Annotated in this window: 13 protein-coding genes and 3 pseudogenes; 7 read left to right on the top strand and 9 right to left on the bottom strand. The window is 59.1% G+C overall.

Annotated elements, in window-relative coordinates:
• Positions 1-113: 113 nt before the first annotated feature.
• The 5 genes from BG57_RS28645 to BG57_RS28665 form a co-directional block, all read right to left on the bottom strand.
• Positions 114-542, bottom strand: coding sequence for an antitoxin Xre/MbcA/ParS toxin-binding domain-containing protein (locus BG57_RS28645; protein WP_035970327.1), 429 nt, complete (start codon positions 540-542; stop codon positions 114-116).
• An 836-nt stretch (positions 543-1,378) separates the two neighbouring features.
• The gene (locus BG57_RS28650; protein WP_035970328.1) at positions 1,379-1,687 is read right to left on the bottom strand and encodes an ArsR/SmtB family transcription factor; all 309 of its coding nucleotides are present in this window, start codon (positions 1,685-1,687) and stop codon (positions 1,379-1,381) included.
• 170 nt (positions 1,688-1,857) lie between these two features.
• Positions 1,858-2,625, bottom strand: coding sequence for an SDR family NAD(P)-dependent oxidoreductase (locus BG57_RS28655; RefSeq protein ID WP_035970330.1), 768 nt, complete (start codon positions 2,623-2,625; stop codon positions 1,858-1,860).
• Positions 2,626-2,825: 200 nt separating this feature from the next.
• Positions 2,826-3,737 (bottom strand): LysR family transcriptional regulator, encoded by a 912-nt coding sequence (locus BG57_RS28660; protein ID WP_035970333.1) that lies wholly within the window; start codon positions 3,735-3,737, stop codon positions 2,826-2,828.
• Between the two features lie 272 nt (positions 3,738-4,009).
• Positions 4,010-4,618, bottom strand: coding sequence for a GNAT family N-acetyltransferase (locus BG57_RS28665; protein ID WP_035970347.1), 609 nt, complete (start codon positions 4,616-4,618; stop codon positions 4,010-4,012).
• A gap of 1,316 nt (positions 4,619-5,934) precedes the next feature.
• Between BG57_RS28665 and BG57_RS28675 the strand changes: the two genes are divergently transcribed.
• From BG57_RS28675 to BG57_RS28690, 6 genes and pseudogenes are all read left to right on the top strand, one after another.
• Positions 5,935-6,570, top strand: coding sequence for a sigma-70 family RNA polymerase sigma factor (locus BG57_RS28675; protein ID WP_229753896.1), 636 nt, complete (start codon positions 5,935-5,937; stop codon positions 6,568-6,570).
• Entirely contained in the window at positions 6,560-7,210 is a 651-nt protein-coding gene (locus BG57_RS28680) for a DUF1109 domain-containing protein (RefSeq protein WP_035970337.1), read from the top strand. The genes BG57_RS28675 and BG57_RS28680 overlap by 11 nt, the downstream gene beginning before the upstream one ends.
• Positions 7,211-8,005: 795 nt before the next feature.
• On the top strand, positions 8,006-8,365 hold the full coding sequence (locus BG57_RS32065; RefSeq protein ID WP_167569278.1) for a DUF4148 domain-containing protein: 360 nt from the start codon (positions 8,006-8,008) through the stop codon (positions 8,363-8,365).
• 205 nt (positions 8,366-8,570) lie between these two features.
• Positions 8,571-9,089, top strand: coding sequence for a DoxX family protein (locus BG57_RS28685; protein ID WP_035970339.1), 519 nt, complete (start codon positions 8,571-8,573; stop codon positions 9,087-9,089).
• Between the two features lie 2,248 nt (positions 9,090-11,337).
• Positions 11,338-11,391 (top strand): annotated as a pseudogene (locus BG57_RS34385) (hypothetical protein); the annotation flags it as partial.
• Positions 11,375-13,729, top strand: a pseudogene (locus BG57_RS28690) (hybrid sensor histidine kinase/response regulator); the annotation flags it as partial. The pseudogenes BG57_RS34385 and BG57_RS28690, both read left to right, overlap by 17 nt.
• Positions 13,730-13,792: 63 nt before the next feature.
• Here BG57_RS28690 and BG57_RS32800 read toward each other — a convergent pair.
• The 3 genes and pseudogenes from BG57_RS32800 to BG57_RS34190 form a co-directional block, all read right to left on the bottom strand.
• Positions 13,793-14,017, bottom strand: a pseudogene (locus tag BG57_RS32800) (transposase domain-containing protein); the annotation flags it as partial.
• 759 nt (positions 14,018-14,776) lie between these two features.
• On the bottom strand, positions 14,777-16,321 hold the full coding sequence (locus BG57_RS28695; protein WP_160174766.1) for a putative bifunctional diguanylate cyclase/phosphodiesterase: 1,545 nt from the start codon (positions 16,319-16,321) through the stop codon (positions 14,777-14,779).
• A gap of 497 nt (positions 16,322-16,818) precedes the next feature.
• Complete coding sequence (locus tag BG57_RS34190; protein WP_035970343.1) at positions 16,819-18,516, bottom strand: methyl-accepting chemotaxis protein; 1,698 nt, start codon at positions 18,514-18,516, stop codon at positions 16,819-16,821.
• Between the two features lie 1,885 nt (positions 18,517-20,401).
• Here BG57_RS34190 and BG57_RS28710 point away from each other — a divergent pair.
• The gene (locus BG57_RS28710; protein WP_035970345.1) at positions 20,402-20,773 is read left to right on the top strand and encodes a YciI family protein; all 372 of its coding nucleotides are present in this window, start codon (positions 20,402-20,404) and stop codon (positions 20,771-20,773) included.
• A gap of 543 nt (positions 20,774-21,316) precedes the next feature.
• On the opposite strand, the gene BG57_RS28715 is transcribed toward BG57_RS28710, so the two are convergent.
• Positions 21,317-21,652, bottom strand: a 336-nt coding sequence (locus BG57_RS28715; RefSeq protein ID WP_241482168.1) for a LysR substrate-binding domain-containing protein, incomplete at its 5' end; no start/stop codon positions are given.

A 21,652-nucleotide genomic window follows, 5' to 3' on the forward strand; every position in this document is an offset into this window, starting at 1 on the left:
CGCCGGTGCCGCTCCACACCGGATGACGCCGGTCTGCAATTCGAAAGATCCGCATCAGGCCCGTACCTCGCCCTCTGCCCCAGCTTGTTCCTCACCGCGTTCTATGAAGAACGTCATGCGGGCAACCCATAAAACAGCTTCCACAGCAGCTCCTCCACGCGCCGCGCGCCGAGCTCCGTCAGCGCAACCTCCACCGGCGTGCGCCCCTCGAGCAGCGGATGCGCGGTGTTCAGGAACTCGCGGGTGTCCGCCTCGTCGTCCCACACATAGCGCGCGGTAGCGACGATCCGTGCGAGCCGCTCGGTTTTTTCCGACTCATCGGGACTCAGCTTGTCACGGCGACGTTTAAACGTCGCTTCCGGCACGATGCGCGCGAGCAGGGCGCGCCGTTCCTCGGCGCTACGGGTGGCGTGCTCGACGCCTTCCTTCAGCGCCGACTTCGGCAGCCCCTCACGCACCTGCGCGTCCAGCTCGGCGACCGAATGCGGGATGGACGGCAGCGCCATCACCGCGGCGATCTGTTCGGGCGACACCAGCAGCATGGCGGTCTCCTTGGTGCACTTGAACCTTCATTATAGACCGAATGATACCTACAGCCTACTGACGAGACGTAAAGCAGCCTGCCCGCCGTGTTAGCGATTAACGCTTCACTGCGAATAACAACTATCAGACAAGCGATTTGATAGAAATCGTAATGCCACCTTCATCGAGCGAGGCAGCTTAATGGGACCCACGCCCCGGAGGGTCCGCATGAATCTGTCGCTGCGGGATGAAATTCGCCGATTTTTGAGACCCGCGTCATTTGCCGACAACGAGTACGCCCAGGCGAGAACCAGGCCGCCCAAACACCTGCCGCGGGCAACGTCGTCCGAAGGCGGCGCAGGCCGGTAGCGCACGGTACACCAAGGTCCTGGTCGAGAGGCTAGACCTATAGGGGCACTAACGACACGCCTAAGGAACGCTTCAAGAATCCGCTGTTGAGATAACCACTAATCTCGTAACGGCTCGATTTTCCGCGACAACCCGACGAACGCGACGGCGATCACCCTCTCCCCTTGTGAACGTTCCTTGCCGTCTAACAGCAGCGTCTCGCCGATGTTCCGCGGCTGTACTGCCGCCCATCGAGAGGTCTGAGAATCGGCCTTTGCGGACGTTGGCCGAGGCGAGTACGAACGTCCGCAGCATTGCGATCAGCCGACGGTTTCAACGCCGGATCTGCATGGCCGCTTCTGGCATTCGCCAATTCACACTTTCGACCCCAAGCGGTCAATTGGTGAGACGCGGTTCGGCGGCCGCGTTCATAGGTAAAGCGGCCATCCGTCTTAGCGGCAGGGGGATCAGAAAAAAATGGGTCCGCATCACTGATTTTGTATCCTCCCTACCGGGAAAAAGGAGTCCTTGCGGAGTCAGCAGGGCAGTTTTCAGTCAAAAGGTCGATAACTCCATGCATGGCATCCAGGCCCGCCGAATAATAGATGAAGGTCCCCTTCCGGTTGCTGGATACAAGGTTTGCGCGCGACATGTCCTTTAGGTGGAAAGACAGGCTGGACGGAACAATTCCTAACTGCGCAGAAATCTCTCCCGCGGGCAGCCCACTAGGCCCCACTGCAGCGAGCAGCCGAAAGATGGCCAATCGCGAACGGTGTGCTATCACGCTCAAAGCAAGCAATCTGGCGTCTTCATCCATTTCTGTAGCTCAGTCGTTGTCGAAGGTCGTTTGCTCTCGCAGACGCGCGCGACGACAACATGGGGACCGCGTGCGGATGCTTTTGCGCCCCCACGCGCTCCGGACCGACGCGCACGTCTGCGAGCGAATTTAGCGTGGCAGGGTGTCAGCGAAAGCGCTCGTCGGTTTCCTCAGGCAATCCATCCACCATCGACCGTCAGACTCTCGCCGGTCGTGTAGCCTGCTTCGGGGCTCGCAAGATAAGCTACAGCCGCGGCGATTTCTGCCGGTTTGCCGAAACGCCCCACGCTTGCGAGCTTTGTCATCGTTGCGTGGTCTTCTGTGCCAGGCTGCGGAGCCAGTTCTGTATCGATCGGGCCGGGTTGGACGGCATTAACGGTTACGCCGTATCTGCCGAGTTCGCGCGATAGCCCGCGAGTGAAGCCTCTGAGCGCGAACTTCGACGCGATGTAGAGCGTCACACCAGGCAGTGGCGCGGCTTCGCCAAAGGCCGAGCCCACGTTGATAATGCGTCCCCAGCCGGTCGCCACCATTCTCGCTGCCGCGTCCTTTGCCAGTTCGATAGGCGCACGAACATTCAAGTTGAAGTGTGTGTCGTATGATGTCTCGGAAGAATCAAGGAAGGGACCGTACTCCACCGTGCCAGCGTTGTTGACAAGAATATCGAGCCGCCCATCGAAGCGTCCGCGGAACGCGCCGTTCAGCGCCTCAATGAGACTCTTGACACCTCCTGTTTGCGACAGGTTGGCGCCGACAGCTTCAGCCTCGCCGCCGGCGTCGCGGATCTCCTTGACAACTGCGTCGGCTCGCGCCGGATTTGACGCATAGTGAACGATCACCGATGCGCCGTCCTGCGCAAGACGTGCCGCAATAGCCGCACCGATTCCACGCGAAGCGCCCGTAACAAGAGCAAGTTTACCTTTCAGAGCCTGGGTCATGTTTTCCTCAACATTAGGATTCGAAGCGGTCCCCGGGCTGAAACCCCGAAGGGACTGCCACATCGGAGCCAATGTTTCTTGCATTGGTTGATGCGTATCCTCCGCTCAGCTGGCGTCGCCCGGTAGTCGCGGGTGAGGCATAGCTACTATTCCTACTGCGAAGAGGCAGCCAGGGGCATCGGCGCCCTCGTACGCAGCGGCTAGGCGGTGAGGTCCGCGCTGGAGCGCTCATTGAGAAGGTGCTCGACAAACATGACGAAGGCACGCGCCTTCATGGTCGCCATGCGGCCGGACGGAAATACTGCCCACAGGTCAATCGGCGGCAACATCCATTCAGTTAGGACGGCCTGAACCGCGCCGTTCGAGAGTTCAGGAGCGAACATCCATTCCGAAGCGACAGCAACGCCCATGTGAGCGAGGACCGCCGTGCGCATGCCTTCAGCTGCATTCACGCTTATTCGGCCGGATAAGGTTACGTTCGAGTCGGAACCGTCACTCCGACTGAACAACCACGACTCACCGCCGCCTCGCACTGAGTAAACGACCGCCTGATGACGGCTAAGATCGTGAGGCGTTTGCGGAACCCCCGCCTCCGCAAAATATGAGGGTGTGCCGACGACGACCCGCCGCGCGGTCGAGATGCGACGCGCCGTCATGTTCGAATCGTCCAAAGCACCCATACGTAACGCGACATCGACACCCTCTTCGAGCAAATCGACCGACCGATCGTCAAGTATGATATCGATGCTTAGATTGGGGTGTTGATCCAGGAAAGACATTAATGCTGGCAAGACGTGTAGCCGGGCGAAGGTGACGGCTGCGCTAATGCGCAGTCGTCCGGACAAGCCATCCGACGAATCACGTACTGCCTGTTCTGCCCGCTCCGCCTCATCAATGGCCCTGAGTGCGTGATCGTAGAACCGTTGACCGGCATCGGTCGGCGACAGGCCACGTGTCGATCTCAATAGCAAACGGGCCCCCAGCCGTTCCTCCAACTGTGCGACTGTTTTTGAGACGGCCGGTTGGCCCAGCTTCAAACGGCGTGCCGCGGCGGAAAACGAACCCGCATCGACAACAGTTATGAAAGTCTCCATCGCCACCATGCGGTCCATGTGCAGCCTCCTGACAGGTTGCCAGCGAAAGTGCGCAGTGTAGCGAAACGACGAGCCTCTTCGTACATAGCACGCGTTATCGGGCGCCGGCGACCCGTAGCACAATCAGATGCGGCGGACCGCTTGTTGTTTCCTGACCGCCGACTGCTTTTGAACGGAACGCGGCCCCTTGACAGCCAGCTCTCAAAGGCTGGCGGACGTCACCTTATGCCCGGTTTCGGAATGCCGCGACGTGTCACACACGGCGCGCCTGCCGGTCTGCGAGCGTTAGTTCATCGCGTCCCCAGCGCTCGCCCGGCGGCCAGCTTCACTTCCAACTCGTTCTTCACCTGCGGCCATTCCGTATCAATGATGCTGAACCGCACCGAATTGCGTTTGCGGCCGTCGGGCATGATCCGCTCATGGCGCACGATACCTTCCTGCTTTGCGCCGATGCGCAGGATCGCCGCTCTTGATTTCTCGTTAAGCTCATCGGTGGTGAACTGCACCCGGACAGTCTGCATAACTTCAAACGCATGTTTCAAGAGGAGGTATTTCGCCTCCGTGTTCGCCGCTGTTCGTTGCGCTGACTGACTGAGCCAAGTGTGGCCGATCTCGAGCTTCCTATTGGCGCTGTCGATTTTCCAAAAGCGCGTGCTACCAACGATACGTCCGCTACTACGAGTGATGACCACGAATGGAATAACGTGGCCCTCCTCATACCCGCGCAATGCGGAAGTGATGTATCTGTCGATAGTCGACGGCCCGGGAACAACAGTAACTTTCAAGTTCCAAAGCAGACCGTCCGTGGCTGCATTGACCAGAGCAGGCGCGTCTGCAGGTTCGAGAACGCGAAGTTCAATAGTCTTGCCGGAAAGCGTCAGCCGAGTTGCGTCGTTCATATTCATTGGGAAAGTGTTTAGTCTGCGATCCGCTTCAAGGTTCGGCCTGCTTGCGACGCTAGCTTCCCCAGGCCGGTGAAAGCGGCGGAGCAGCGAGTGTGAGCGATCTTGCATCTGCCGTCGAGTGCCCGCTACTGGCCGGTTGCCGAAGACGGCGACGGGTACGCTGTACACCCGACGCGACTAACCTCGAATTTCGGCACTTGGCCCTCTGCCGTCATTCAAACCCCGAGGCGGCAATGGCCGTTTCAAAGGTCTACCAGTCACCTCGACCCGCCTTCTTTCACGGCCCGTAGCCGATTATTGCAATAGGTATGGACGTTCGCGCAACGCATCGCTTACGCTTGGGCGCAGCCTTTCGCACCGCTATAGCCGAAACGTGTATCGGACCACTTTTTAAAGGTCCTCTTGACGGCGAAGCGAGTGGCGCTTCGTGGCTGACTGCCGCATGACGCGGTCGGCTGAACCGACCCGTTGCCGACGGTCGGGCCGTCAGTCTGTTTAAACGCGTTCCAGACAGGCACACAGGTCGTCCAATACAGTCGTTCACGACCCTACGACGGGTAACGCCTGAAACAAAGTCAGACGTCTCCTGGGCAAGTCCTGCATGGACATAATCGTCAGTGCCAGCGGCAGGATCAGCAAAAGTACCAGGCCTGAGTCGCACAGTGGGGCGTTGGCATTGCGGCGCTCGCAGCGTCGATACGCCACGCCATTGCAGTTAATCGCCTTGCTCATGCGAGACGCGGGTTCGTAGACGCCCTGAAGACGCAAAAGAAATTAGGCAAACGCGCGCAAAAGCCAGGCCGAGGCTGCGGGTGCATCGCGACATAGTCTCGCCTATCATTGCCGCCGATGGGGTCAAATACGGCGCTTCCGTGGAGTCTTTCATACCGAAAGCGCCCCGAGCCACAGGTGCCGAAGCGTGTACGACCCGCCCAGTAGTTGGCCCCACAAAGCACGAATCGCGCATTCATTCCAAATTTTCAATCAAGTCTGTAACCGCCGGCGGTGCAAAAGCGATCTATCCCTTGCGACCGCCGCGCCTACGCGCCGCGGTATCCCGCCCGGAATGAATAAGCCGGTAGCCCTTAATTGCTCTCACGATTCATTTCAGATGCAAACCCTAAGTTCGCATGACAGTTTCGTCGCGCCGCATCTAAGGCCCGTCCTATCGTCTTGCGACGCCGTGCGTCCACACACCGCTGCTCGTTCCTACTTGGCCGCGCGGACCATGCCGTCGAACAAAGCTGCGTCGTTCGCCCTAAGACGCATATCCCGACGGCCAGTCTAGCTCCCGATGCTGGCGCTTTACGATGAACGCTAATGCAACGATGACCCTCCCGACGTTCGACGACGAATATGAGGCGGCAGCGGTCACCCACCGCTCAGATGCGGGGGCCAAGGCGGAACGGCGTCTCGCCGCCCTGCTCGACGCGTCGATCAGCGGCGACAAGCACGCATACCGCTGCTTTCTTGACGAACTCGCGCGTCATCTCCGGTCACGCCTGCGCAAGCAGCTCAGACAGCAGGACGCCGATGTAGAAGACCTTATCCAGGAAGTGTTGATCGCAGTTCACAAAGGACTTGACACGTTTCGGCCCGATGTGCCGCTCACTGCCTGGATCAGCGCGATCGTGCGCTATAAACTGGCCGATCACTTTCGGGCCCATTTCCGACGCGGTGAGATCTTTGAGCCGCTCGACGATGACTTGCCGGTTTCTGGCGTTTCCCCACTAGATTCGCTGGAAGCACGCCGCGATCTCGCACGGCTACTCGACACCTTGCCGGCCCGGCAGCGTCATCCGATTGAGCAGACGAAGCTCATGGGTATGTCGATTGCCGAAACGGCTGCTATGACTGGCCTCACCGAATCGGCGGTGAAAATCGGCATTCATCGCGGGCTCAAAGCGCTTGCAGCGAAGATCAAAGGGAAGACACATGAAAACTGAAAACCTCATTTCCATGTTGGTATTTGGACCGCGGGCGCCGTCTCGCTCCGCGGTCGTGAAACGTCTCGGCAGTAGCGTCATCTTTAGCCTTGCGGCAGTCCTTTTTACTTTGCTGTTTGTGTTACCGGGTGGGGTGAACGCGGCCGCGCTAGCCGCGCGTCTTTCGATGCCGCTGTTCTGGGCGAAACTCGCCCTTCCGTTGTCAATGTCGATTGCTGCGATGATCGTCGCGGCGCGGCTGTCGCGCCCGGGCGTGCGCGTCGGACGTGCTTGGACCGCCCTGGGCGTCCCGATTGCACTCGTGTGGGTAGCCGCGCTTGCGGCACTCGCTTTTTCGCCTCCAGGGCTGCGCGGTGCGATGATATTAGGACATACGTGGCGGACCTGCTCGCTGCACATCGCAGTCCTGTCGATTCCCGCGCTGGTTGCGCTGCAACTGGCGATGCGTGGGCTCGCGCCGACGCGTCCGGCGCTGGCCGGTGCCGCCGCTGGCGTATTAGCGGGCGCGATAGGAGCACTGGCTTACTGCCTGCGCTGCCCAGAGATGGCAGTGCCCTTCTGGGCGCTATGGTATTTCGTGGGCATGTCGCTGCCAGCCCTCGTGGGCGCGCTCGTGGGACCACGCACACTGCGCTGGTAAAGACCGATGTTGCCGGCTGGCCTCCGCAATGCACGTTCGTGGTCGACTAACCGACTTTCGTTTGAGACGTGCCTCCAACGGCGACGACCTGGCTTCGATAAATCCGTCGGGAGGCTCCGCAGCTGCAAGCCGGAGCCCTCGCATTGTGTCTGTTCGCCTTGTGATCGAGCATCTCCGACATCTTGCGCCATTCCATTGTCACCACGACCGACCGTGATCGCGAACCGCGGGCACAGGACGATGGCGGCATCCGCCACCCAGCGAAATTCTAGCCGCCCGGTCAGCAAAGCCACGGCCAAGTCTGCGAAAAAAAACGTATCTCGCTACGTGAGGCCCTTTCCGCCGGGTTAAGAGGGGCGAGCGGCTACGGGACAGGGTGCGCTGCCGCGTACGCGGTGGAGAAACTAAGCGGCGTAGCTTCGATCTCCCACGGCGCGTGTGAATGATCTGTTCTAGGGAAGCCCCCACGGCCCGGCCGACGGCCCAGTGCTCCTGTCGAACCTAGGCGTTGTTTCGGGAGCTAGCCGCGCTTACCGACACGCGCCGACAGATAGAGCTACGGCAACCAACGTGCGCTGCCGAAATTGTGCGCACCGTCGTAACCATATCCACCTTTCGCGCGATCTACTCCTTAGCATCCCGATCGAAGTGATTCCCGAGAAATAACTTCATCTCGACGCCCCGCGCTGCTTTGGCAGCGCCGATGCATGCCTTTGCCGGCAGTTTTGCACGAAGAGTCAACAACCGCCACATGTCTTCCATCGCCAATATATCAAGAGGAAATCCATCGTGATGATGCGTAAGTTTGTCGCTACCGTCCTGTTGTCGAGTGTTGCATTCGGAGTGATAGCCAATGTTCACGCACAGGGATTAACGCGAGAGCAGGTACGTCAGCAGTTGATCGAGGCGCAGAAGAATGGCTTGTCTTATATCACTGACGCGTCGTACCCCGACATAAGCCCGATCTTTCAGAATCGGTTAGAACAGCAACGAGCGATGGAGGCGCGTGACAGCGCAATGGGGTCTCAATCGGACGGCGCTGTTGAGTCTGGACGCGCTGCACCACCACCTGCCATCACGGCAGCACGTACGCCCCCTTCACGCAACGACTGTGTCGGACCAGCCGGCTTCTGCAATCCTTACTTCGGCAACTGATTAGGTTTAAACCGCGGTCCGACATTTGCAACGTGGAATGCGCCGGCGCCGACCGTGGACGCTTCATCCTTGGCCTTCGTCGGACCTACTTTACAGCAGCATCAGCACCGGCGCGACGCCTCGACGCTCAACCTCACGACTCCGCACTGCCGGTGCGCTCGACGCATTAACAGTGCCCCGATATCTTCTAACTTGGTGCTCACTGATGCATATTCTTCGGCCTCTTTTGCACCTGCTCGACCCGAATTGGCTAGCCGCGCGATTCGCTCAATTCGCACCGGTTCCAATACGGTTCATCGTCGGATATGGTTTTATGGCGCACGGTTATGCGAAACTTGTTAAAAATCCCGAGAATTTTGTTGCTATTCTTCATGCGCTCGGTGTGCCCGCGCCGCATCTTATGGCGTGGCTCACGATCGTTATCGAGCTGCTCGGCGGTCTAGCGATACTCCTCGGCGCATTCGTGCCGCTAGTCACCTTGCCGATGATCATCGTATTGGCCGTTGCGACGCTCACCGTCCATCTGCAGTACGGCTTCACTTCAATCAAGCTCATGTCCGTCGTGAATGGCGTGCCCCAGTTTGGACCACCTGGATACGAGACCGATGCACTGTATGTCGCGGGTCTGCTGGCCTTGGTTTTTAGTGGCTCGGGCCCGCTTGCGGTGGATTCTATGCTCAAACCGCTTTACAAGCGTTTCGGCAACGCAAAGAGCACGCTTTAGGGGCGGAAAGTTCGTGTCATGCCCACTTCGACAGCAATCTCTAGGGCGTTCGCGCTACTAATAATCGGAGATGATGTACAGATACTACTCGCTGTTATAACGGTGCTCCAAAGGCAAGCTAGGCTCTTCTTTGTATATTTGTGCAAACACCTCAAGCTTCTCCTGAGTACCCGTCGCCTTCTGCGCGATCGATTCTTCGATTCTCGCCGAGACGAACAGCATGAGCAAAGCCGCATGAGCCTTTGGGGTAATCGAACGCTGCAGCTAGCCGGTATCTTGCAGATTTGAAGCGCCGCCTTTCGGTACGGCTGGTCCAGCGCAACACCGTCGCCTGTGGCTCACGGCATCCGGTCAAGCGTTCTACGGTTGTTGCAAAGGCGCGGTGGCCGAACTAGAGGCGGCTGAAGCCGAAGCTGCGGCGGCCACGGCTAGCGTTGCCGGAAATGTGCGCGTCACTGGACCGCTGTCATTTTGTATAACCCACATCGGCCATTGCTTCCCGACTTCGGGCAGCGTTACCCCCACGTGACTGTCGAGGTGGTCGCAGCGAACCGCCATGACAACATTATCGATGGCGGGATCGACGTCGCGTTCCGGACACCTACGCAGAGCCTGATTCACGCATTGCGGTTTGACGCCTCGTGCATACCCGTCTTGCGCGATTGGACGCTGCCGTCGATGGACATCAACCTCGGCTATCCAAGCAGTAACTATTCCCCTGAGCGTTCATTGACTTCATCATCGACCACTTCAGAGCGACGAGGCCTGAGGAAAAGTGGACGGACCGGCCTGAAGGCGCAGGGACTTAACAACGCGGGGGCATGAGTGCCGGTGCAAAAGGCGAGTTTACACGTCGACAAGGTTTTCGGCCGCCCCCGAGCGGTCGGGAGCGCCGCGTGACTGATCGGTGCCCTCGTAGCATTTATTGAAGACGCGCCCGGGCGGAACCAACTCTTCGGTAGTCTACGCGCGACCTGCCCACGCTCTCCCATTAAATCCTACGCGCGAGTCGGGGACCGCCTCTGCCCAGCCGCTTATCCGTCTCACCCGCGACGCGTTGCCGACGGTTGCACTTGCGCTGCGCGGAACCGACCCCGTGAATTGGCGACAAACAAACTGTCGACAAAAGATGCTTGCCTGCATCGATCAACATGGGCATCATGGGCTCCGCCGGGACTTATTCGTACGGTCATGTGCCGCGGCGTCTTCCATCGTCCCGGCCGGCTCTTAAGTAGAACGTATGGTGTTTTTCTTTCATGATAAGCATACCCGGGCGGCTACGGCTTAGAAGACAATGACACAGCGTCATCAACCATAACCTTGCGCAATTTATTGCACCAAAGCGTGCGGGTTTTGAGTCTTAGCTTTTTTGTTCGGTGCATTCATCTCGCACAATCTGCTCGCGAGGTCGTGTCCGCTCATATCCTTGTTCGGAGCTACTGGTGGGGAAACGCAACCGAATCTATACGGGGCTTCTTGATGCCGCCTATGCACTTGACGAACAAGCAGCCGGTCGGAACCCAGAACTGTCGCGGGCTCTGTCCGGTGCGATTACCTTAGACACATTATTCCGACGAGGGGCGCTGAACGCCGATCTCCAGGATGCGGCGCTTGGTCTAGAGCTTGTTGTGTCGCGAGAAAAGTGGCACCTTGGCGCCGAAGGACGCGCGCGCGCTGCAAGTTTGGCTGTCATAACGCGAGCGTTCGCCGAGCGATAAGCTGAGTGTTCGGCGCGGGCGGAGTAAGCATGATTGGGCTTTCCCTACACAAGCGAAGCGCTCCATCGTGACGCGGCACGTCCACTTGTCGTCCGGCCCCCGAGTCCGTTGCTTCAATCTGATCATGTCGTCATCTGGCGACGTTGCGGTTTGTCGAGGCGCCTGCTGTCTCCTCATTCGATGTGCCACTCCATATCCAGGTGCGCCTGCCTTTTTGTGCGTCTGATGCTCTAGTCGGAGCCGTCAATGAGTATTGCCGACCCACTTGGATCGGATAATTGCCCGCGGCCAGTAGGGATTCCGCAAAAATTGCTTACATCGCGACCAAGATAAATTGCGAGAGTTTCACCGGCTTTCCTGTGGGTGTAGTGTCAACGGCGGCCTAGAGATCCGTCAGCGTCGTAGGGATGAACACGGCCAGTGAAGGTGACTGTTTGGATATTGGCCTTGGCCCCTTGAGGAGCAAGTCCTTCTAAAGTTTTTTCTCGCGCGCGGTGAAGTTAAGAATCCACACAGTTCCATGCAGATGAATGACATTGACCTCGGACGACAGGATTCAGCTCTGTCTGGCTCCAGTTATGGGCAGAATCCACCGACGACTATTCCATCTTTGCGCTCTCGCCCGATGGCATTGTCCTGACGTGGAACCCCGGCGGTGAACGCATCCAGGGTTATCGGTCCGCGGAAATCATAGGGCAGCCATATTCTGTCCTGTTTTCCGACGCCGATCGGGCCGAGGGTGCGCCTGAGACGGCGCTCGGGGCGGCGACGGAAACAGGGCGCTATGAAACCGAGGGCTGGCGGGTGCGCAAGGACGGCACGACGTTTTGGGCAAACGTCGTCATGACGGCGCTACGCGACAGCGAGGGCCAGCTCATTGGTTTCGGCAAGGTGATTCGCGACGTCAGTGACAAGAGGTTGGCTCATGATGCCGTGCTTAAGAGCGAGCGGAACTTTCGCCTGCTGGTTCAGGGAGTGACCGACTATGCGATCTTCATGCTCTCGCCTGATGGCCGCATCACGAGTTGGAACTCGGGAGCGCGGCGAATCAAGGGCTATACCGAGGATGAGATCATTGGTTCGCACTTTTCGCGGTTTTACACACCTGAGGATGTTGCTGCGGGTGTCCCTTTCAGGGGGCTGGAGACAGCCGGGCGGGAGGGCCGTTTTGAGGCCGAAGGCTGGCGGGTGCGCAGCGACGGCAGCCGTTTCTTCGCGCACGTGGTCATCGATGCCATCTACGAGGATGGCGGACTGGTCGGATTTGCAAAGATCACGCGGGACATCACCGAGCGACGGCGCGCGGGCGAGCTTCTTGAGCAAACGCAAAGCGCATTATTCCAGGCGCAGAAAATGGAAGCGCTCGGGAAACTGACCGGAGGTGTGGCGCACGACTTCAACAATGTCCTTCAGGTACTGCGAGGTAACTTAGAACTGCTCGAAAGCCGGCATGGTCGCGACCACTGGAGCGCGGAGCGGCTGTGTAAGGCAATCGACGCCGTCGATCGCGGCGCGAAGCTCGCGTCTCAGCTGCTTGCTTTCGGTCGCCAGCAACCCCTCGCCCCGGTCGTCATTAATCCCGCACGTCAGCTTCGCGCACTTGACGACCTCCTGCGGCGGGCGCTCGGCGAGAGGATCGAGATCGAGACGGTCGTTGCGGGGGGCCTGTGGAATACCACCGTCGATACGCATCAACTGGAAAATGTGATCCTGAATCTGGCAATCAATTCGCGCGACGCCATGCCCGACGGCGGCAAGCTCACTCTTGAGCTATCAAATGCGACGCTCGACGACGACTATGTGCAGGCGTTCCCGGACGTCGCCGCCGGACAGTACGTGATGCTGGCCGTGACGGACACCGGATTAGGTATGAGCCCAGAAGTGATGGATCGTGCGTTCGACCCGTTCTTCAGTACTAAGCCGAAGGGCCAGGGCACGGGGCTGGGTCTGAGCATGGCCTACGGCTTCGTCAAGCAGAGCGGCGGCCACATCCGCCTGTACAGCGAGGTCGGCGAGGGAACAACCGTCAGGATCTATCTGCCCCGGTCCACCGGAGTGGCGGTTGATACTAGGCCATCAACGCGCGGCCGACTGAAGCACGGCAACGAGACAATTCTCGTCGTCGAGGACGATCTGAAGGTTCAAGCGACCGTCGTCGAACTGCTCTCGAGCCTTGGCTACGCCATCCTCAAGGCCAATAACGCCGACCAGGCGCTAACCATCGTGGCGAGCGGCGTGCACATCGATCTTCTGTTCACTGACGTGGTGATGCCAGGCGTACTGCGTAGTCCGGAATTGGCTCAAAGGGCCGTCCAGATGTTGCCTGGTCTGAAGGTGCTTTTTACATCTGGCTACACGCAAAACGCAATCGTGCACGGCGGGCGACTGGATCCGGGAGTTGAACTGCTGAGCAAGCCGTACAGTCGGCAACAGCTTGCATTCAAAGTGCGGCAGGTGCTTGGCAGCAGCGATGCAAAAGCGGGCGAAAGCGGTCCCCGCCACGCCCACACTGGCGACGCGCACGCGTCAAGCGCAGGCCAGGAAGGATTGCGGATCTTGGTCGTCGATGACGACGTCGCTTCGCTTGAGGCGATGTGCGAGCTACTAATGCTGATCGGGATGCATCCGCAGCCAGCTGCAAGCGCGGCGCAGGCGCTGGACATGCTTGACGGGAACGTCTTTGATGTCCTTTTCACCGACGTCACCATGCCTGACATGTCGGGCACCGAACTGGCGCGACGCGCGTCTGCCATCCATCCGGAACTCAGGATTATTTTCGCATCGGGAAACGTCGTCCTGGACGACGAGGCACATGGCTTCGAGTGGTCGGCGCTGCGCAAGCCCTTTACGCTTGAGCAACTGCGTATTGCGCTGCTGCCCGGTCACCAGCGAGAGGCGGGGCGTCCCGCCGGTTACAGTTAGTCCGCTAACACTTGCGCCACAAGTGTTAGCGGCCAGCGAACCTGTCTTGACAAACGATGGATTAGCGACAGGCGCGAGAGGCTGCCAGTTATGCGGCAGCAATGTTGCGATGTGCTTGCTCTGTGGGTCGATAGGCGGGTCAGGATGTCCTTCACATATGCAATGGGGTCGTGTCCGTTGATTTGCGCCGAGCGGATGAGGCTTATGATCGCAGCGGCCCATTGACCGCGCGCAGCGAACCGGCAAAGAACAATCGGAGCGGCCAACCGCCTACGGGCGAATTTGGTTTCGACCCAGTTGCTACCTGGCGTGCTATTCCTGCGCGACTGCGCGCCGACCGGCGTCCACGGTGCCGAACTGCGGCGTATCGTGCAGGCTTCGGGATAAGGTGTCGGGAGCATGTCTTCCGGGCAGGCCGGCATTTCAAAATGAGCTACGAGCTCGGGTTATTAACTGGCCACCCCTTCGACTGACCTTGATGCGCTGCGCGCGGGACTCCGTAGTTGTCGTGTTGCCCTGAGGCTGGAGAGAAAACACTTCGCGCGTCCGTGCATTGACAAACACGTTCAGCCAGTGGACGTCGTTGTTCCCGTTCACCAGAGTGTCGCCGAAGGCCTCCACGCGGACGAAGCATTCGAGGCGCCGGCCCTAAGCGTCCTGGAAACGGCCGGTCAATGCGGAAATAGTGCGAATCGCCGTGCACGTGCTAGACCGGTTTGCTGAACGCGACGGCCCTGTCGCGTTAGCCAGCAGGAAGTCCTTCCAACCGTCGAGAGCCGCGCGGGAGCGGCGGGCTCCGAAGTAGACAGCATGTCGTTCTCGACGAGCGTCTTCTGGTCGTGCGTCGCGTCGGAGTTGTCCCAGCCCGGATCACTGAACATGGACCAAGTCACGCAGCAAAACGCCGCCCTTGTGCAGCAGGCATCCGCCGCGCGCAAGCGCTGGCGGACTAGGCGCGGGCGCTACGAGATGCGGTCGGGTTTTTGTTCAAGCTGCGGAGCGACGCGGCTGGTGAGAAACGCGCAGCGTTAGTTTGGTGAGCGTTCCTCAAGCGCAGCGATGATCAACTTCGTCCGCGAACATCTGATTCGTTTCGGCCGCGCTTACGGCACGACTGAACAAGAAGCCCTGACCTTGCGCGCACCCGAGATCGCGCAGTCGATCCTCCTCGGTTGTCCCTTCAATGCCTTCAGCGGTGACAGCGAGTCCTAATCCAGTACCGAGTCCCACGAGCGCAGCAACAATTTCCGCGCTCTCACGTTCCTTTTGCATGCTCTGGACGAAGCTGCGATCAATTTTAATCCTGTCTAACTTAAAGTTTCTCAGGTGATAAAGGCTTGAATATCCGGTGCCGAAGTCGTCGAGGGCAATAGAAATGCCGGCGTCGCGCAGTGTTCCGAGAACGCAACGTGCAGCGTTCATGTCGCGCACTAATGCACTCTCAGTGATCTCAACTTCGAGCCGCTTAGGCGACAGACCGTTTTTTGCGATGAGATCGAGCAAGCTCTGCCCGCGGTTGATATCGCGCAATTCGACTGGCGAGAGATTGAAAGACAGGCGGACATGTTCCGGCCAGGTCAATGCCGCCTTGCACGACATGCTTAGCAGCTGATCTGAGAGCGTTGTGATAAGGCCAATATCCTCGGCGACTGCAACGAAACGCTCTGGGGGTATCTCGCCCAGAGTCGCATGCCGCCAACGCGCCAGCGCCTCGAAGCCGATGATCTTGCTTGTCTCCAGATCGACGATCGGTTGAAAAAAAGGCTGGATCTCGCAAGCGGCAAGCGCCCGTCGGAATTCACGCTCGAGTTCATCACGCTCTCGGACTTGCTTATCCAAAGCATCGTCAAAGAAGCGCAAGGTCGATTGACCAGTCGTCTTCGCTTTATAGAGCGCGACGTCCGCGCGGCGCAAGGTTTCATCCGGCGTTGCCCCGTCGAAAGGAAGAAGGCATATGCCGATTCCAGCGCTTAGCCGCTGTTCGACGCCTGCAATCATGGTCGGCTTCCCTAGCGCCTCCAGAACCCGCAATGCCAAGCCAGTTGCGCTTTCGCTGCTGGGTAGCTGCATTGCGACGATCACAAATTCGTCACCGCCGATTCGGGCGACCATGTCGCCATCGCGAATAGCCGAAAGGACTCTCTGCGCGGTCGTCACCAATGCTTGGTCGCCTGCGCCATGACCAAAGACGTCATTAATTCGCTTGAAACCATTGAGATCGATAACCATCACTGCGTGCACCGTTCCGGCCGCCGGCGGTGATGCAACTGCCATCGATAGGCGTTCGATCAAACAGCGTCGATTCGGCGATCCGGTCAACGCATCTTGGAAAGCCATGTCGCGCAACTTCGCTTGTGCTTCCATGCGTGCAGTAGCTTCTTGTTTTTGTGCTCGCATGCGGCGCCAGGCAAACAACAACAGCCCCACACTCAGCACCATGCCAAGGATCGGAAGCTCGTCCGCCTCAATGCTTTCCGCTGCTGGTTTGACGCCCTCAACCACAAAGACGTCAACCTCCAACAAGACGTAAGCGGACACAAGCAACGCCCCTATAAGCATTCCTGTGTCTTGTAGGGTGAGCCTATGGCGCATGATGAACTTCCGTACTGGTATCAAGATATGTAGAGTAAGGTTGCCTAGCAGCTTGCAATGGTTTGATTCCGCTAACATTCCGGCGATCACCAGCTCAACAGCCGCTTTCCGTTACAGTGTTCACGCGAAAAACCGGTGGCTAAAAAAGCGCGGGATGTTGCTTATCGTCATCTTCTAGTACGGGCAACCGTCGCATCCGGATCTGGGGCGGTAGCATCGCAAAGCAATGTGTTTCCGGCTAACGCGAGACGTCCGTTCGGAGGAACTCGTCAAGTGTGAGACAAGCTTTCACTACGGAGTCAATCGCGTCTATGGAAGCACTGCTTTCCGTATCCTGGAGTCGGCGACGAAGTTCGTGCAGTTGCACGACCATCTCGCTCACTTGCAGGCGGATGAGCAACTTTGGATTGCTGCCGTCGTTGGCGGCGGGCGCGGACGACAATCGATCTTCGGAACCCGGCAACATGTTTGTCAGCAAATGAGCCTCCTGTTCTCGCCTAGAACGACGACCAGTCGCCGTCAGCCGCTGCTACAACCGCTGAGGGCTGCATCGCACCGGATTGCTTCGCCACGCGCGGCGGAGTTGCGGGCTTCTTGCAAAGCGCGAGCTGCGACGTCTGAAGTGCCCAATCGTCGATTGATTGGATGGCGAGCGTCTGGTCCGTGCGGAACACGGCGACTGCTGCGGTCAACCGCTTGGCCTGTTCCTCCATTGAACCTGCCGCAGCCGCTGCTTCCTCAACGAGTGCTGCGTTTTGCTGCGTCACCTCGTCCATCTCCGAGATAGCCTGGTTGACTTGCTCGATGCCACGGCTTTGTTCGTTCGACGCCGAGGCGATCTCGCCCATGATGTCGGTGACGCGCTGGATCGCGGTGCCCACCCGGTGCATCGTGTCCCCTGCGCGCGCGACCAGTTCCGTTCCGGCTTGGACGCGGTCGCCAGACGTCTCAATCAATTCCTTGATTTCCTTTGCCGCAGCCGATGACCGCTGCGCAAGCGTACGGACTTCACTTGCCACCACAGCGAAGCCACGGCCCTGTTCTCCTGCTCGCGCTGCTTCAACGGCGGCATTAAGTGCAAGGATGTTTGTTTGGAAGGCGATTCCCTCAATAATGCCGATAATGTCAGCGATTTTCTCCGAGCATTGTGCGACCTCTGCCATCATCTCCACGACTTGGCCGACGATCGTACCCCCCTCGCTGGCGACTGTATTGGCATTGTCGGCCAACCTGCTAGCCTGCTTGGCGTTCTCGGAATTGAGCTTCACTGTCGAGGTAAGCTCTTCCATGGTTGCCGCCGTTTCCTCCAACGAAGCGGCTTGCTCTTCTGTGCGCGACGATAGGTCCGTATTGCCCGCGGCGATCTGCTTGCTAGCGCTTGCAATGGCTTCGCTGCTCAGGCGGACAGTTTCTACGGTGTTGGCCAGTTTGTTTTTCATCGCGGCGACTCCGGCAAGCAACTGACCCATCTCGTCATGCGTCTTGATTGTGACTTTGCGCGTGAGATCGCCAGCAGATATGTGCTCGAAGTGCATCAGGGCTTCGGCAAGCGGTGTCATGATGGCGCGACGCAAGACTAACCAGCCAAGCGCTGCTGCAACGACACCGACAAGCAAAGCGAGAAACCCAAACTCGCGCAGTGTCACCGCACGCGCCTCGTTCTCGGCCTCTTGGCGCTCCGCATCTGTGAGTTGGAATTCCGTCAATTTATTGAACGCCTCGACACATCGGGTGTATGAGGTGGGGAGATCCTTGTACGCCAGGCGCGTGACGGTTTCCCTATCGCTCGCTGCAATTGCGGCGCTAAATCTCTCGACGTTTTGCCGCATGTCCGCCCTGGCATCGGCGACATCCTTTGCCAGCGCGTCTTCGTCGGCGTCGCGCGGAATCGCGTCGTACTTGCGGTACCACTCGTCTGATTGACGCATGAAACCATTGGCGCGTGCTGCAAGCCCGCTAGCATCAGGGGCAGACGGATCAAGCGCATAGCGGTCGAGCGCGAGCCGGGCGCGCGCAATGTAGTTATTCGCTATCCCGAGCGCGTTGACCGCCGGAAGAGAATTGGCAGCGATGTCCTTGGCCGACGCGTGAATCGAAGCGATGCCGTAAAGGCCGAAGCCCACGGAAAGAGCGAGCAACAAGCCGAGGAAAGCCATCGTAAGCGCAAGTCGCGCTCGAATCGTGAGGTTCTTCACTGTTTTCCTTTAAGCGCAGCACAACTGGTTATGCCGGCGTGCAACGGGGCATGCCTACCCCGGTGGAGAAGGGATCAGTGTTTATCGGCAGCCGGCGAACAAAAATCCAATGGAAAATGCGGAGCGACTAACCGGTGTGGGAAACCTCCGGTAAATGTGTCCAGCGCCATAGTCCGCTGTCGAGCATGCAGTCGCCTTGGGGCACGCCGGGTTAGTAACATCGGCCTTCCAAACCGTCGCCCACATGTCCAGCGGTATGAGCCGCAGCCGCTAAGGTCGTAAGCGCGCTGGACGGGCCGTCGTCTCGGCGCTGCGTTCACTCCTCCTTTCTCAACAAGCGATCTCCGAGGGCGACGGCGGCAGTTGTCGCGCTTACGCAGACGCGAAGGACGCCGGTGTGGATCGGGATTCTTGTTCATGACCAGCACTACAGCGAGCGCTTAGAAAGTGTTGAGATAAGCTAGTACAAGGCCGACGAAGACGGCCCGCTGTCGCAGGGCGCCTACCGTCATTGAACAACGCAACCTGTGCCGGTGCAGGGAAAGAGGCCTGGTGCACAGCCTGCCGCACACGAGGACGCTCAACCGCCACCTGCAAAGGGCGTGCGGCGTTTGACGGTCGATGATTTGTCGACGACTTGTTGCCTCCCACTCAAACGTTGCCACCGCCTCGAGCTTGGAGCTCAGTGCAGCGTCGGCTTCGACTGCCAACAGATCCGAATGTGCTTGCTGTGCGAAGCGTTCGCGTCGATCCGCGCAACGTTGAACTGAAGATTACCGAAAGCGTATCGGTCACGCCGGTCGCGCCAACGCGCCTGCATAAGATCCGCCGACTAGGCGTTTCTATCGCGATCGGCGGTTTCAGGACGGTTTCTCCAAGCTTACTTGCATCCGCGACTTCAATGCGGACTGCATCAAGCTGCGTATCGCGTTCGTGCACGGCATCGGGGAGGTAGCCCAAAATTTCGTCGCATCGGTGCTCCGCTAAAAATGCTAACTGTGTCGGCGTCTCTGTTCGTTCTGCGACGACTCGCGTGTCGGGGTTGCGCCGTCGCAAAAGTGACAGTTTTCCGTCCGTGGTACCTGGCTCTGTGATGTGCCGCTGAACCAAGCGAGGCGACCATGAAAAATGCATTTGGTGAGTTGTTGACGAACCTGAGTTGCGTCATAACCGGTGCCATTTTCGTCAGCCTACCGACATACAGTCTCCTGAAGACCCTGTTGTTCGTTCTACTGGCGCTCTACGGTAGGAGCGTCTGACCTAACAGGTGCCTGCCGCGTGGGCACCGGCCGACGCCGTGATTCCAACTAACCATCGACTTCATCACAGACCACTTTCCAAGCGATGAGCTCGAGCAGAAATCGACTGATTAGCCTCAAGACGCAGGGCCGAAGACGCGGGGTGAGTGCAGTGCGGCAGGGATTCCACGTTGACTACCTTTCCGGCCCTCCCCAGCGGTGGCGAGCACCGCGTGAATGACCGTTAACCTCCGTCGGACGTATTCCACGGGGCGGATCAAACGCTTCAGTGGTCTGCGCCGGACCTCCCCATCATCTTTCATCATGCCCCACGGCGCCAGTCGGGGACCGGCACTGCCCTCGTTACCGTTCTATCCCGCGACGGTTGTGCCCGGTTGCACTTGGCGCACCCAGGAATCAATCTTGTGGCCTGCGGCGTCGGTGGCGACGTGGTCGGCGGACCACTCCGCCTCTTCCAGAACTGCGGCCTTGCTCTTGCTGCGGAAAGAAATGCCAGGCTATGTAACTTCCCTGGCAATCCTTGCGGGCAGCGAAGGTCGTGGTGCAACCTAAAGCGACGTAGCTCCGGCTTGTCGATTTTCAGCCATCACATTCGTCTGTGATGAACACCGTTCAAAGGATCTCACATGAAATACCTCGGCCTGGCCTACTTTACCCCCGAACAATTTGCCGCTATGGCGCCGGACCAAATCAAGGAGTTGGTGAGTCAGTGCCCAGCGTTGGATGAGAAGATGCGCGCTACCGGCAAGGTTTTGGTTTCAGCTTCGCTAGGCGATCTGGACAAGTGGAGGACGCTTCGCCCGCGCGCTGGACGGACGCGCATCACCGATGGGCCTTACACGGAGTCAAAGGAAGTCGTGGGCGGCCTATTCATCATCGAGGCGGACAGCCCCGAGGAGGCACTACGCATTGCGTCCATGCACCCGGCTGCCACACTGGGGGAAGAAGGTGGATGGGCGGTAGAGCTTATACCCTTGGACTTCTATCTGGCACGATGAAGGAGCCGGACGCCCCTCTTAAGAAGGCGTTGGCGCTTCCTTCATCTAAGCCACCTTCACTGTGCCGGGAGTGATTCTCGGTGCGGATCGCGGAGATGTTTCCTTCTGGCGCAGCCTGCGCGGACGCCATCGCCTCAACGGGCTTGCCCTGCAACAGCCGGACATGTGTGAGGGTTTGGGCCGCGCCGCGCGTCGGCATGTGGCTGTTCCAGGAGTCGGTTCATATTGAGAATCTTAACGTGAGGCCGTGCCCTCGCGGTCGCAAAGATACTAGACCGCTCGACGAGCTCACAGAATCGCCCGATGCGCTGCTAACCTCGTAGGGCTGCTATCGAGAGATGTTCGATCCATGCGAGTGATCGTGCTGTAGGACGGTTCTCCATCTCAAGTGACTGGATGTCTTCGGAACCGGCTGGCTAGACCACATGACCGTCAGCTGGAGTCGGAGTCAGGAAACAGCTTCGATCGGTCCGGCCGCAGGTGGCTGCATTAGTCGAACTTCGGAAGGACTGAGCTAGCCCTTCCAAGTGGCCTGGCGTCTCGTTAATGGCCTTGTAGGGCGGCGGTCGTCGCGACTCCAAGGGCCTCCGTCAAGAAGTCGAGAAACACCCGCACCCGCGGCGGCAGATGCCGGCGGCTCGCGAAGATTGCGTACAGTTCGATCTCGTCGCAGTGGTAGTCCGCCAGACATTCGACGAGCCTGCCCGTTTCGAGGTCGTCCTTGATGTCCCACAGGGCCTTGAGCGCGAGACCGCGCCCGTCGCGCGCCCAGTCGTGCAGCACTTCGCCGCTCGCGGTCGAGAGTCTTCCGCTCACGAGCACATCGCGTGGTTCTCCATCTTCGAGCAGACGCCAGCGGTCGAACACACGCTGTCCGCG

This window comes from Caballeronia grimmiae (assembly GCF_000698555.1).
In the GTDB taxonomy this organism is placed as follows: Bacteria; Pseudomonadota; Gammaproteobacteria; order Burkholderiales; family Burkholderiaceae; genus Caballeronia; species Caballeronia grimmiae.

Excerpts from the sequence above, each read along its gene's own strand:
- BG57_RS28650 (WP_035970328.1), bottom strand. The coding sequence starts at position 1,687 with ATGGATGAAGACGCCAGATTGCTTGCTTTGAGCGTGATAGCACACCGT.
- BG57_RS28675 (WP_229753896.1), top strand. The coding sequence starts at position 5,935 with ATGAACGCTAATGCAACGATGACCCTCCCGACGTTCGACGACGAATAT.
- BG57_RS32065 (WP_167569278.1), top strand. The coding sequence starts at position 8,006 with ATGCGTAAGTTTGTCGCTACCGTCCTGTTGTCGAGTGTTGCATTCGGA.
- BG57_RS28655 (WP_035970330.1), bottom strand. The coding sequence starts at position 2,625 with ATGACCCAGGCTCTGAAAGGTAAACTTGCTCTTGTTACGGGCGCTTCG.
- BG57_RS28665 (WP_035970347.1), bottom strand. The coding sequence starts at position 4,618 with ATGAACGACGCAACTCGGCTGACGCTTTCCGGCAAGACTATTGAACTT.
- BG57_RS28695 (WP_160174766.1), bottom strand. The coding sequence starts at position 16,321 with ATGCGCCATAGGCTCACCCTACAAGACACAGGAATGCTTATAGGGGCG.
- BG57_RS28680 (WP_035970337.1), top strand. The coding sequence starts at position 6,560 with ATGAAAACTGAAAACCTCATTTCCATGTTGGTATTTGGACCGCGGGCG.
- BG57_RS28660 (WP_035970333.1), bottom strand. The coding sequence starts at position 3,737 with ATGGACCGCATGGTGGCGATGGAGACTTTCATAACTGTTGTCGATGCG.
- BG57_RS28710 (WP_035970345.1), top strand. The coding sequence starts at position 20,402 with ATGAAATACCTCGGCCTGGCCTACTTTACCCCCGAACAATTTGCCGCT.
- BG57_RS28685 (WP_035970339.1), top strand. The coding sequence starts at position 8,571 with ATGCATATTCTTCGGCCTCTTTTGCACCTGCTCGACCCGAATTGGCTA.
- BG57_RS28645 (WP_035970327.1), bottom strand. The coding sequence starts at position 542 with ATGCTGCTGGTGTCGCCCGAACAGATCGCCGCGGTGATGGCGCTGCCG.